This is a genomic window from Streptomyces sp. A 4/2, assembly GCF_940670765.1.
Classification (GTDB): Bacteria; Actinomycetota; Actinomycetes; order Streptomycetales; family Streptomycetaceae; genus Streptomyces.
This window is the reverse complement of the sequence record NZ_CALNVW010000025.1, coordinates 1-12,611: the sequence shown is the minus strand read 5'-3', so window position 1 is coordinate 12,611 and position 12,611 is coordinate 1. Positions and strand designations below refer to the sequence as shown.

Here is a 12,611-nt window from a genome sequence, read left to right as displayed (position 1 = left end):
TAGGTATATCCAGCCGCTCCGGGGGTGTGTCCCGAAGCCCCGGGCGCACCTGCGGATATGTGCCGCAATTTCGTGGCACGGCCGACCAGCGAGGAGACTCCCCATGCACGCCGGATACGCGATACGTGCTCCGAAGGAATCAGAACTTCCGGCCGTGGTCCACGCGGTGAACGAGGCGGCCCGGTCGCACGATCCCACGGCAGCGGCCCGGACCGACGACGAATTCCGGCATGTGTGGGCGCAGTTGGACACGGCCGACGACGTGCGGGTGGTGACCGGGCCGGGCGGTGCGGTCTGCGGGTACGCGGAGCTGAGCGCCGCGGCGGCCGGGGGTCGGATCTTCGCCGACGCGTACACCCACCCCGCCCATCTCGGCGCCGGTATCGGGACGGCGCTGCTGCGCTGGATGGAGGCGCGTGCCGCGGAGATGGCGCCGGGCGTCCCGGCCGCCGGCGATGCCGCGCCCGTGGCCCTGGTCAACCACGTGCTGCTCGACGGGGCCGCCGACCGGATGCTGCGCGCGCGTGGGTACAGCAGGACCCGGATCCACCTCCGGATGCGGATGGCCCTGGGCGGACCGGCGGTCGCGCCCGTGTGGCCGGACGGCGTCGGCCTCCGTGCCTGCGACGGGACTCCGGAGGATCTGCGGCGGGTGCACGCGTGTGTCGAGGAGGCGTTCGGCGACCACTGGGGCCGGGTGAGCCGCTCGTACGAGCAGTGGGCCGGTGACCTGCTCCACGACGGTTTCGACCCGGCGCTCTGGCTCGTCGCGGAACGCCGTGGACGGATCGTGGGCGCGGCGCTCTGCCGGGAGCGCGAGGTCGAGGGCCACGTGGCCGGTGAGGTCGGTCAGTTGGGTGTGCGCCGTGAGGCGCGGAGGCTCGGTCTGGGCCGGGCGCTGCTGCTGGCGTCCTTCGCGCTCTTCGCCGAGCGGGGGGCCGGCTCCGTGGGGCTCGACGTCGACAGCGAGAGCCTGACCGGTGCGCATCTTCTCTACGAGCGGGCGGGGATGGTCACGACCGCGGGCATCGGGCGGTTCGAACTGGAGCTGCCCGTGGCGGACGGCGCCCGCCGGTAGCGGGTTCGTGGCGGCGCGGTGCGAGGGCGGGGGCGGTGGGTCCTCACGCGAAGCGGGTGGAGAGCGCCTGGGCCTCCGCGTACGAGGGGATCCCGGTGGGCAGGGCGGCGCCCGTGGCGACGGCTCCGGCGGTCTGCACGACCGCCTGCAGTGCGGCCCGGAACAGCAGCGAACCGCAGCTGACCCGGCGTACGCCCAGCGCGGCCAGCTCCGTCACGGAGGGCCCTGCGGGCGAGAAGAGAATGTTGAGCGGCACCCGGAGGTTCCCGGTCAGTGCGGAGATGGCCTGGGCGTCCTGGAGGCCCGGGACGAACAGGCCGTCCGCACCCGCGTGTTGGTAGGCCTCGGCCCGGTGCGTGGTCTGCTCCGTGTGCCCGGGAAGCCAGTACGTGTCCGTACGGGCGTTGACGAACAGCTCGGGCACCGCGTCCTTCACGGCCCGGATCAGCTCGCACTGCCGGTCGACGCCGGTGAGTGAACCGTCGGGCCGCCCGTCCTCGATATTGACGCCGACCACGCCGGCGTCGGCCAACTCGACTGCCAGCGAGGCGACTTCGTCCGGGTGCGTGCTGAAGCCGCCTTCGATGTCCACGCTGATCAGCGCGGACAGCCGGGCGAGGCCACGGGCGAGCCGAACGGTCTCCGCACGGGTGCCGCCCGTCGCGTCGGCCTTCCCGGCGGCTGCCGCGACGCCGAGGCTGGTCGTACCGATGGCCCGGAACCCGGCGGCGGCGAGGGCGGCGGCCGAGGCGTGGTCCCACGCGTTGGGCAGGACGAGCGGGGCTTCGGGGGACGCGCCGGGCCCTGCGTGGTGCGGGGCCCGGTGCGAGGCGTGGTGCAGTGCGCGGAATTCCTCGAAGGGGTTCATCGGGCCGGGTTCCTTCCGCAGGGCTGTTCGCGGGACGCTCCGGCCCGGCGGGCCGTGGACCCGACGGTAGCGCCATGAGCGTTCCGCGCCTGTCGAAACCTCGCGGGCCGTACGGGGCGGCGCGCCCCGGCCGGGTCCGGCCGTCCGGATCAGACGCGGGTCGCCTCGTCGTAGACGCCGACGATCTTCCGCAGGAAGCCCGCGACCGTGGCCTGTTCCCCCGGGGGCAGGGCCTCCGCTGCGGCGGTGACGCCCTCGACGAGCGGGGAGACGTACTGGTAGGCGGTCGCCTCCCAGTGGTCGGCGGGGGTGACGATCACCTTGCGGCGATCGGTGGGATGCGGCTGCCTGCTGACGTGACCGGCGGCCACCAGCCGGTCGATGACGAGCGTGGTCGCCGCGGTCGAGGCCTCCAGGCGGCGGGCGAGGTCGGTGGGTGTGGTCGGCCCGACGGTGACGAGATGGTCCATCACCGCCAGTCCGGCCGGGTCCACCCGCAGCTCCCGGCCCAGGTGCCGCTCGAACCGCTGTTGGCTCAGGGTCAGCTGCCGCAGCTGGTCACGGATGTCTCCCGCGCCGTCCGTGCGGGGCACCGCACCGGAGGCGGACGCTCCGGAGGCGGACGGTCCGGAGGTAGGCGGTCCGGAGGCAGGCGGTTCGACGTCCATGCCGGTCAGGATACTCTCGATATTGCTAAGAATATTGGTAACCAATGAACTGAGGTAGTATGAGTGCCGACCCGGCCGCACCGCCGCCCTACCGGTGGCGGTGGCTGATCCTCGTGGTGATGCTCGTCGCGGAGATCATGGATCTGCTGGACGCGTCGATCGTCAATGTGGCCGGACCCGCGTTGGAGAAGTCCCTCGGGGCGACCTCCGTCGGCCTGCAGTGGGTGATCGGCGGGTACGCCCTCACGCTGGGCGCCGGGCTGATCCTGGGCGGCCGGCTCGGTGACCGGTACGGGCGGCGCCGTATGTTCCTCATCGGCCTGGCCTCGTTCACGGCCACGTCACTGCTCTGCGCGGGCGCACCGGACATCGAGTCGCTGATCGCCTTCCGGCTGCTCCAGGGCGTCGCCGGGGCGATGCTCCTCCCGCAGGGTCTCGGCCTGCTGCGGGAGAACTTCTCCGGCCCCGAACTCGCCAAGGTCTTCGGCATCTTCGGCCCGGTCCTGGGGCTGGGCGGCATCGTCGGTCCGGTGCTCGGCGGCGGCCTGATCCAGGGGGACTTCTTCGGGCTCGGCTGGCGGCTGGTGTTCCTGGTGAACGTGCCGATCGGCATCGCCGCCCTGGCCGTCGCCGCGAGGTTCGTCCCCAGGAAGCCGGGCGACCGCACCGTGATCGTCGATGGTGTGGGCGCGGTCCTGGTGGCGGTCTCCTGTGCACTGCTCGTGCTGCCCCTGAACCAGGGCCAGGACGCCGGCTGGCCGCTGTGGACCTGGCTCTGCATGGCCGCCTCCGCCGTCGGGTTCGCGCTCTTCGCCGTGCAGCAGCGCCGTACGGCCGCCCGGGGGCGCGAGCCGCTGGTCACCCCGGCCCTGCTGCGCAAGCCCGCGTTCACGGTCGGGCTCGGCGGCATCGCGCTGTTCTTCAGCGGGCTGGTCGGCACCCAGCTCGTCCTGACCCTCTACCTGCAGATCGGTCAGCACTTCACCGCCGGGGACGCGGGGCTGGGCAACCTGCCGCTGGCGGTGGGCACCGCGATCGGCGGCGCGGTCAGCGGAGCCGTACTCGCGGACCGGATCGGCCGCGCGGTGCTCCAGATCGGCCCGCTCGTCCAGCTCGGCGGCGCGGCCCTGCTCTGGTACGAACTCGGCCACCTCGGACCGGCGTTCAGCATCTGGGACGTGGCACCCGGGGTGGCCGTCTGCGGGATCGGGGCGGGCATGGTGATCGCCGCTCTGTTCAGCTTCGTCCTCGCCGCGGTGGACGACGACGAGATCGGCTCGGCGTCCGGGGTGCTGTCGGCGGTGCAGTCCATCGGCGGCTCGATCGGGGTCGCCGTCTTCGGCTCCGTGTTCTTCGCCCGTGCCCGGACGGGCGACTTCACCACCGGCTTCCACCATGCGCTGCTGGTCCAGGCATGCCTCCTGGCCGCCTTCCTGGCCATCACCTTCCTGCTGCCCAGGAAGGGACGCCCGGAGGAGTTCGAGGCCGCTGCCGACGAGCGGCGGGAGAGCGCTGCCGCGTGAGCCCGACTCGCGGTGCCCGGCGGGACGGCGGTGGTCCGGGCCGGAGCGATCCACCTCTCCGGGCCACCGCCGGCCGCTGAGACGGTGAGGTGTCACCTCGCCACCGGCTACGGGCGACGCCCCCAGGCGGAGATCATCGGGGATGTCGCCAGGTCCAGTTGGCCGCTGGCGACGTTCGACAGGTGGAGATCGATGTCCAAGTCCGTCGCGATCCCCGCCGCCACGAGCCGGCCACGGATCTGCCGCACGGTCGCTGCCTCAAGAACCGTGCAGGCCGGGGAGGTGATCGGGAAGAAGGCGTCCGCCCGTACGTCGTACAGGCCTGCTTCGCGGAGCAGTCGGGGCAGCGTCCTGCCGTACGCGAGATCGGCGCCGCGTTCCGCCATGAGTTCGCGGAACCCGGACCGGAGGCGGTTGGCCAGCCGCTGTGCGGGGCCCGACTCGTCCGGGCAGAGCAGCGGCTGCAAGCCTGGATCGGCGTCCTCCAGGAGCAGCACACCACCGGGTCGCAGCGCCTGGATCATGCGGCGCAGTGCCTCGGCGCGGTCGACGACGTGCACCAGGACCAGCCGGGCGTGCACCAGGTCGAAACCGCCCGGGGGCGGAGGGTCGGCCGCGACGTCGTGGCGCAGGACCTCGACGGTGTCGGAGGCGGCGTCCCGGGCCCAGGACACATCGATGTCGGTGCAGACCACGTGTCCCGTGGTCCCGACCCGCTCGGCGAGACCCAGGGGAACGGAGGGACCACCGGCGCCGACCTCCCAGCACCGCGTGCCCTCGGTGATGCCGATCCGGTCGATGTGCCGGAACGTCCCCGGATCGAACAGCTCGGCCAGCGCGCCGAAACGGATGCCCGCCTCCGACTGCTGGTTGTCGAGCAGATACCCCTGGTCCCTACCGTCCTCGGCCATGCCGCGCGCCACCTTGTCTCTCCGTTCGCCGTACGCGCAGTCCACCACGACCGCACCCACACTTCGCCCACCGACCCGGGCATCACACCCGTCCGCCGGGCCCCCGCACGACTTCCCCGCTCCCTCCGGGGCTCACGGCGGATCAGGTGAAAGTCGTACTGCCGTACTGGGGGTGAACCTGCCCGGATCGCGATGTGGGCCGGCCCGGGGCCCGGCACTCTGCTGAGGGTCGATCTGAGTGGCGCTGCGGCAACCGGGGGAGCACGGATGACGGTTGAACGAGCGGACGGCGCTCCTGCTGCGGTGTCCGTCCCCGCCCCTGCGCGGGCGGCGTCCGTCCCCGCCCCTGCACGCGCCCCGGCCGGTGAGGGCCGGAACCGGGACGTGCCGCGCCATGTCGCGTGTGTGATGGACGGGAACGGCCGGTGGGCGACGCGGCGGTCCCTCCCGCGTACCTCGGGTCACCGGGCCGCTGAGACGACAGCGATCGACGTCATCGAGACGGCGCGCACGTCGGGAGTGAAGTGGCTGAGCCTGTACGCGTTCTCCACCGAGAACTGGCAACGCCCCAGCAGCGAGGTCGACTTCCTCATGCACCTGGTCCGCCGCGTGGTGCGCAAACACGCCCCGCTGCTGCACGCCCGTGGCATCCGCTGCCGGTTCCTCGGCGTGGCGGACCCGAGGATCCCCGGGCCGCTGGCCCAGGACTTCGCCGACCTGATGACCCTGACCCGGACGAACCGGGGCATGACGCTGACCGTGGCGTTCGACCACGGCGGGCGCCAGGACATCGTCGAGGCGGCACGGTCCCTCATCCGCAGCGGGGTGTCCGCCGATGCCGTCGACGAGCAGCGCTTCGCCGCTCACCTGCCCTTTTCGGACACCCCCGACGTGGATCTCGTCATCCGCACCTCCGGCGAACAGCGGATCTCCAACTTCATGCTCTGGCAGGTGGCCTACGCCGAGTGGATCTTCCCGCCGGTGCTCTGGCCCGACTTCCGCGCGTCGCACTTCGTGGAGTGCCTGCACGCCTACCAGCAACGCAATCGCCGCTTCGGCGGTGTGACGCCGCACGCGAACGGAGAACTTCACCCGTGACGGACACCGGCAGCAGCCACCCCAGTTCGACGAGTTCCGGACCCACCGACCACCCGAGCGACCCCGCGCAGCCGATGCACGATGCGCCGCGGCTCGGCTCCCTGTTCGGTCCCGACTCGCAGTTCCACCGGTTCTTCAACGACCCGCGCTGGGCCATTGCCTTGATCAGGGCCACGGTGCTGGAGGCAGCCCACCCACAGGTCGGTGCGGCGCTGATCGACAACTCGTCGTTCGTCGCGCACCCGTGGCGGCGGCTGCGCAACACCCTGATGAGCCTGCAGCGCATGTTCGGCCCCGACGACGACGTGCGGCAGCGGGAGGCGGCGCGGCTCAACCGCATGCACGCGCGGCTGAGCGGTACCGACGCGCGGGAGCGGCCCTACGACGCGATGGACCCCGGGGTCCGTGCCTGGGTGGTCGCGACCCTCTTCGAGAGTTCCGTCACCATGTGCCGACTGAGCGGGCAGCCGCTCGACCAGACCACCATGGAGCAGCTCTACGCCGAATACCAGGCATTCCTCGCCGTGTTGGGGGACGCGGCCGGTCATCTGCCGCCCACTCTGGCGGAGTTCTGGCCGTACTACGACCGCATGGTCGAGGAGGAACTGGAGGACACGGAGGCGCTGCGCATCATCCTCTACCGGCTCTTCGACCATCTTCCGGCGCCGCCCCTGCTGGACGGCCTGCCCACCGTATGGGCGGCGGGCCGCGCACTCGCGGGCCCGGTCATCGGCACCATCACGGTGGCGTCCCTGCCCGAGTCCTTCCGCCGGCGGGCGGGGCTGCCCGACGTTCCCGGCGCCCGGACGCTGATGCAGAGCGCCTACGTGGCCGCGGGCCTGGCACGCTTCCTGCCCGACAACTGGCTCCGGACCGAGAGCCTCACCGACCTGCTCTTCCAGTCCTCGGACGGCGACGCCTCGCCCGCTGCGACGCTCACCGCGCTACGTGGCCGGATGAAGCAGGCCGGTGCCCTGTTCCGGCTGGTCACACCGTTCGCCGAGCAGCCCGCTCCTCCCGGGGGACCCGGGCCGCAGCGCAGCGCCGACGCGTTCTTCACCGAAGTCCTGGACCAGACCGGCGACGGCTATCTGGAGTGGCCCGATCTGGCGTCCATGGCACGGGAGTTGGCCTCGCGGCTCGATCTGGACGAGCCGGCGGAGACCAGGCTCTACCAGGCGTACGCCGAGTGGTGGAAGGAACTCCAGGCGGCCCTCGACACCGACGGTGACGGTCGCGTCAGCAAGGAGGAGTACGCCGCCGCGGTCCCCTCCCTGGCGGGTCCCGCGCTGATCAGGGTCGCGGAAGTGCTCTTCGACGTCACCGACGCGGACGGCAACGAGTTCATCGACGCGGACGAGTACCGGGCCCTGTTCCGGACGGCCTTCGGGCGTACGGTGGCCGACGCGGACGCGGGGTACTCCCGCAGCGCGTTCGTGAAGGACTTCCTGTCCTTCATGTCGGGACGGCGACGTTCGACCGCTTACGACCCACTGCTGGCGGGGGCGTAGGCCTTCCGGTCAGGGTGTCGTCCGGGGGATCAAGCCCCGTCGCAGCCAGCGGCCGGCCGCGGCGAGCACACGGTCGGTCACCTGGTTCGCCTGCGTGAGGTCCGCCTCCGTCACCTGCCCCATCGCGTCCGCCTCCGTCACCTGCCCCACCGCGCGTAGCAGGGCGACGGCCTCGTTCTTTGCCGACGGGGCCGCGTCGGTACGGACCGCGCTCCCTCGGTTCTGTGCGGATGGCGCGTCGGTTGGGGAGAATCCGTGCAGATTCACCTCGAACCGCCCGTCACCGAACCGCGCGCCGGCCCGTGCCGCCGCAGCCCGGATCAGCGCGGTCCTGCCGACGCCACCCATCCCGTGCACCAGGCACATCGCGGGCGCTCCGCCCGCCTCGCCGTCCGCGGGCACGCGGTCCATGAGCGCCTCGATCTCCGCCAGTTCACGCGCCCGCCCGACGAAGGGGGACGCCGGCGCGCGACGACTCGTCGGGGTCTCGGGATCCGGACATGCTCCGATCCCGCCACTCGAAGTCACGGTCCGCGCAGGTCACTTCGGGTGCCCTGCGAACGGGACGGAAGCAACAGGTCAGCGACGTCGGGAGATGGGCGCCATCGCACTCGGCAACGGTTCCGGGCCGGAGGGTAGTTGTGTCGGCAGACCGATCCCGCCGCAGCTCAGGACCGCGAATAGTCACCCCGAGGCAAAGTGGTACAACAGGGAACCAGAGACTGAGTTGCCGGCGTGATTGTGGGCCCGGGGATCTTTTTCCCGTCAATACCAGAACGACAGAGACTATGCGGATCGCCGAATCCTTATAGCGGGCTGGCGTACGACCTCGCTCCAGAGGAGAGAAATTGCACGACTCTTCACGGTCGATCCCCTTGGAACCCGACGAGCGGATTCCTGTCGTGGTCCACGCTCCGGACCCGATATTGCGCGAGGGGATGATCAGTCAACTGCGGCAGCACCCGGTGGTCGAACTCGTCGAGGAGTCCGAAGTCCCGGAGCAGGGTGTGGCCGTGCTGCTCGCCGAGTCCCCCGACCCGGCCGCACTCGCGTGGCTGCGCCGCCTCGTACGCAAGGACGGGCTGCAAGCCGTTCTGGTGGTGAGCATGATCCGCGAGACGGAATTGCTCGACGTCTTCGAATGCGGGGTCGGGGCCATCGTGTGGCGGCACGAGGCCACTCCGCAGCGGTTGTTGCGGGCCGTGGTCGCGGCCTACCGGCGGGAGGGCGACCTGCCCTCCGACCTGCTCGGGCGGCTCATCAACCAGGTCGGCACCCTGCGGACCACCGCGGTCGGTGCCTCCGGTGTGCGGCCGTCGGGCCTGACACCGCGTGAGACCGATGTGCTGCGACTGGTGGCGGACGGAATGGGCACCGGGCAGATAGCCGAGAAACTTTCGTATTCGGAACGGACTGTCAAAAACATCATGCAAGGTCTGACCACCCGCCTGGCGCTGCGCAACCGCACGCACGCCGTCGCTTATGCCCTGCGGGAGGGATACATCTCGTGATTCACGAAGTGGATGAACTCCTCAGGACGTTGCTGAAGGGCGGCGCCCTGACCGGCGCCGACATCGAGATCGCTTTCGAGGCCCCGACCCGCGAGTGGGCGGCCCGGCGCAACGCTCCCGCCTTCGACGTCTACCTCTACGACATCCGCGAGGACGTCAGACGTCGTGAGCGCGGACTGCTCGACGTCCGTGACGAGCGCGGAGTCGTCGTACGCCGGAGGAAACCGCCCCACTGGTTCCGGCTGTCGTACCTCATCACCGCCTGGACCAAGCGTCCGGAAGATGAACACCGGCTGCTCTCCGCGGCGTTGGCAACGTTGCTGCCGCATGAACTTATTCCGCCCGAGAAGCTGCCCGCCGCGCTCGCCGAACTCGGCCTGAGCGTGCCGCTGGCCATCTCCGGGATTCAGATGGAGTCGCGCTCGCTGGCCGAAATCTGGTCGGCTCTCGGCGGCGGACTGAAACCTTCACTGGACATCGTTGTCACGGTGCCGTTCCCCGCGTACCCCGATTACGACGCCGGACCGCCGGTCACCGAGGGCGCCGTCGTGCGGGCCCGCGAGATGGACGGTCCCCTGGAGGACGAGGAGCGGGGGCACCAGGAGCGCCACAAGGTGTGGGAGGCGCCGGACCCGGGCGGCGTCCGCGCGTCCGCCGCTCCGGTCCGGTTCGGAGCGGGTCCCCGGTGACCGTCGACTCCCCCGTCGGCGCCGACGCGCGCCCCGACGCCTCCGAGGGCGTACTGCTGGCCCGGCTGGCCCGGCTGCGCGAGCGGGTGGCCGGTCTGGTCGAGGAGCGCAGCGAGGGCGACCCCACCGCGGCCGACCCGCTGCGCGGCCTGTACCTCTCCGGCGAGGCCGTACAGCACCACCTGGGACGGTTCGCTGATCCCCGGTACGCCGCGCACGGGCACCCCGACGGCCCGTCGGAGTGGGCGGGCGCGGCGGAGGTCCCCGCGGTGGACGACCGCCTGCACCGGCTCGCCCGCAGCCTCCAGCTGACCGCGCTGGACACCGATGTGCTGCTCATCGCGCTCGCCCCGGACCTCGACCGCGGCTTCGAGCCGCTGTACGGGTATCTGAACGACGACGTCAGCCGCCGACGGGCCACGGTCGGGCTGGCACTCGACGTGTGCGGCCTGCCGCCGACCCGGGCCGCGGCACGTGACCGCTTCCGCCGTACGGCACCCCTGTCCGCGCTCGGCCTGCTGATCGTGGAGGAGCCGGAACGGCCCTTCCTCAGCCGCTCGTTGCGCGTACCGGACCGGCTGGCCGCCCATCTGCTCGGCGACGACGCCCCGGACGCCGCGCTCGACGGGTACGTGCGCGCGCTGGAGACCCACGCCGACGGGGCGTACGCGCCGCAGGCTGAGTCACCGCTGCCGCTGCTCGCCGAACACCTCGCCACCACCCCGCTCACGGTGTACCTGCGCGAGCGCCGGGACGGCGACGGACTCCGGTGCGCCGCCACCGTGCTGCGGGCGGCGGGCCGCGAGGCGCTGCACTTCACCCCCGAGCTCGCGCCCGCCCGCGGCCCGGGGCGCGCGGAGGGCGCCGAGGGCGCGGAGCCGGCCCCCGACGAGCGGCACGGCACCTCCCCGTACGGCCCGGTGCCGGAACTGCTCCGCGAGGCCCGGCTGCGCGGCTGCGCGATCGTCGTGTCTCCGCTGCCCGAGCGGCCGGGCCCGCTGATCCGGGCGCTGGCGGTGCCGGACGTACCGGTGCTGTTCGCCGGGACGGGTCCGTACGACCCGCAGTGGTGCGAGAGCGATCCGCTGGTGCTGGACGTGCCCCGGACGGCGTCGGGGGCGGTGGACACCTGGTCGGCCGCCCTCGGTCTGGGTACGGAGGAGGACCCGGGTTTCGACCTGGCCGCGTCCGTCGCCCCGTACCGCCTCGGCGGCGACCGGATCGCCCGCGCCGCCCGTACGGCACGGGAGCTGGCCGCGTTCGAGGGGACCGCGCTCACCGCCGACCACGTGCGGCTCGCCGCCCGGCAGCAGTCCGCCTCCGGCCTGGAGCGGCACGCCCGCCGGATCCGGCCCGCCGTCGGCTGGGACGATCTCGTCCTGCCCGAGGAACGCCTGGGCCACCTGCGGGAACTGGCCCTGCGCGCCCGGCACCGCGACCGGGTCCTCGGCGACTGGCGGCTCAGCGCCGGAGGCGGCCGGGGCCGCGGCGTACTGGCGCTGTTCGCCGGGGATTCCGGCACCGGTAAGACGCTCTCCGCCGAAGTCGTCGCCGGGGAACTGGGGTTGGACCTGTACGTGGTCCAGCTCTCCTCGGTCGTCGACAAGTACGTCGGTGAGACCCAGAAGAACCTGGAGCGGATCTTCACCGAGGCCGACAGCACGGACGCCGTGCTGCTCTTCGACGAGGCCGACGCCGTCTTCGGCAAGCGCTCCGAGGTCAAGGACGCGCACGACCGCTACGCCAACATGGAGAGCGCCTACCTGCTCCAGCGCCTGGAGTCCTTCGACGGCATCGCCCTGCTCACCACCAATCTGCGGGCGAACATCGACGACGCCTTCACCCGGCGCCTGGACCTGGTGGTCGACTTCCCCTTCCCCGACGCCGAGCAGCGGCTCGCCCTGTGGCGGCACAGCCTGGCCCATGTGCCGTGCGCCGAGAGCATCGATCCGAGCGCGTGCGCACGGGACTTCGAGCTGTCGGGCGGCTCCATCCGCAGCGCCGTGGTGACCGCCGCCTACACGGCGGCGGGCCGCGGCGAGCCGGTCGCCACGGCTGACCTGCTGGCCGGTGCCCGCCGGGAGTACCGCAAGGCGGGCCGCCTGGTCCCGGGCGACGTGGGCTGGTGAACGGTGCCCCGCCCGGCCCTCGTTCCGCGAGGGCCGGCCGGGGTCAGTTCTGACCGGCCTTGACGAGGCGCCATACCTGGTCGTCGGTGTCACTGCACTGGTACGCGGACACCTCTTTGCCCTCCGCCATGTCCTCGCCCTTGCTGGCGAAGCCGGTGACGTTCAGGCACTTGGAGTTACTGGAGTAGTTGCGGATCCAGTAGTTGAGCCCGCCGCTGTCCGGCCGTGTCTCCAGGTACCAGAGCTGGTTGCCGTCGTGGGACCGGGTACACGCGTTCTCGTGCAACGTCGGTGTGCCGTTGTCCGTGGCGGCGTTGGCGGGGGCATCCATGCAGTAGCCGGTGGTGTTGTTACGGATCTGGACGAGGTCCGAGCCGTGCGGGCCCTGGCCCTTGAACACCGTGTCGAAGGTCCACACCTGGTTGACCTCGGCGGGGTTCGAGCCGCAGGTGTACTGGCCGAGGGGGCTGCCCGCGGAACCGTTGGCCAGGGCGGGAGCGGCGCACTTCTGCGAGGTGGTGTTCCGGATCATGACGTCTTTGAGCGGGTCGTCCGGTGGGGGCTTCTTGGCTCCGCCGCCACCGCCGTTGTTCTTCCCTGCGTTGTCGTCGGTTGTTTTCGATGG

Annotated in this window: 12 protein-coding genes; 7 read left to right on the top strand and 5 right to left on the bottom strand. The window is 71.8% G+C overall.

The window, feature by feature from the left end:
- Window positions 1–103 precede the first annotated feature (103 nt).
- A complete protein-coding gene (locus tag NBY69_RS19070) occupies window positions 104–1,078 on the top strand; it encodes a GNAT family N-acetyltransferase (protein ID WP_250302226.1) in 975 nt (324 codons plus the stop codon).
- A gap of 43 nt (window positions 1,079–1,121) precedes the next feature.
- On the opposite strand, the gene NBY69_RS19065 is transcribed toward NBY69_RS19070, so the two are convergent.
- Both NBY69_RS19065 and NBY69_RS19060 read right to left on the bottom strand, forming a co-directional pair.
- On the bottom strand, window positions 1,122–1,946 hold the full coding sequence (locus NBY69_RS19065) for an isocitrate lyase/phosphoenolpyruvate mutase family protein (protein WP_250302225.1): 825 nt from the start codon (window positions 1,944–1,946) through the stop codon (window positions 1,122–1,124).
- A gap of 149 nt (window positions 1,947–2,095) precedes the next feature.
- Window positions 2,096–2,614 (bottom strand): MarR family winged helix-turn-helix transcriptional regulator, encoded by a 519-nt coding sequence (locus tag NBY69_RS19060; protein ID WP_250302224.1) that lies wholly within the window; start codon window positions 2,612–2,614, stop codon window positions 2,096–2,098.
- 59 nt (window positions 2,615–2,673) lie between these two features.
- Here NBY69_RS19060 and NBY69_RS19055 point away from each other — a divergent pair, with 59 nt between their 5' ends.
- The gene (locus tag NBY69_RS19055; protein WP_250302223.1) at window positions 2,674–4,137 is read left to right on the top strand and encodes an MFS transporter; all 1,464 of its coding nucleotides are present in this window, start codon (window positions 2,674–2,676) and stop codon (window positions 4,135–4,137) included.
- A 107-nt stretch (window positions 4,138–4,244) separates the two neighbouring features.
- Here NBY69_RS19055 and NBY69_RS19050 read toward each other — a convergent pair whose 3' ends face one another.
- Window positions 4,245–5,048, bottom strand: a complete 804-nt coding sequence (locus NBY69_RS19050; RefSeq protein ID WP_250302222.1) for a class I SAM-dependent methyltransferase — start codon at window positions 5,046–5,048, stop codon at window positions 4,245–4,247.
- A gap of 267 nt (window positions 5,049–5,315) precedes the next feature.
- On the opposite strand from NBY69_RS19050, the gene uppS reads away from it, so the two are divergent.
- Together uppS and NBY69_RS19040 are read left to right on the top strand one after the other, a co-directional pair.
- A complete protein-coding gene (gene uppS / locus NBY69_RS19045) occupies window positions 5,316–6,146 on the top strand; it encodes a polyprenyl diphosphate synthase (protein WP_284348531.1) in 831 nt (276 codons plus the stop codon).
- 74 nt (window positions 6,147–6,220) lie between these two features.
- On the top strand, window positions 6,221–7,657 hold the full coding sequence (locus NBY69_RS19040; RefSeq protein ID WP_250302424.1) for an oxygenase MpaB family protein: 1,437 nt from the start codon (window positions 6,221–6,223) through the stop codon (window positions 7,655–7,657).
- Window positions 7,658–7,666: 9 nt separating this feature from the next.
- On the opposite strand, the gene NBY69_RS19035 is transcribed toward NBY69_RS19040, so the two are convergent.
- A complete protein-coding gene (locus NBY69_RS19035) occupies window positions 7,667–8,185 on the bottom strand; it encodes an AAA family ATPase (protein WP_284348529.1) in 519 nt (172 codons plus the stop codon).
- A gap of 320 nt (window positions 8,186–8,505) precedes the next feature.
- Here NBY69_RS19035 and NBY69_RS19030 point away from each other — a divergent pair, with 320 nt between their 5' ends.
- From NBY69_RS19030 to NBY69_RS19020, 3 genes are read left to right on the top strand one after another with little or no spacing between them, the layout of a single operon-like run.
- Complete coding sequence (locus tag NBY69_RS19030) at window positions 8,506–9,168, top strand: response regulator transcription factor (RefSeq protein ID WP_250302220.1); 663 nt, start codon at window positions 8,506–8,508, stop codon at window positions 9,166–9,168.
- Window positions 9,165–9,857, top strand: a complete 693-nt coding sequence (locus NBY69_RS19025; RefSeq protein WP_250302219.1) for a DUF4255 domain-containing protein — start codon at window positions 9,165–9,167, stop codon at window positions 9,855–9,857. The genes NBY69_RS19030 and NBY69_RS19025 overlap by 4 nt, the downstream gene beginning before the upstream one ends.
- A complete protein-coding gene (locus NBY69_RS19020; RefSeq protein ID WP_250302218.1) occupies window positions 9,854–11,986 on the top strand; it encodes an ATP-binding protein in 2,133 nt (710 codons plus the stop codon). The genes NBY69_RS19025 and NBY69_RS19020 overlap by 4 nt, the downstream gene beginning before the upstream one ends.
- Window positions 11,987–12,029: 43 nt before the next feature.
- On the opposite strand, the gene NBY69_RS19015 is transcribed toward NBY69_RS19020, so the two are convergent.
- Window positions 12,030–12,611: RICIN domain-containing protein (locus NBY69_RS19015; protein WP_250302217.1), on the bottom strand; the 582-nt coding region annotated here is incomplete at its 5' end.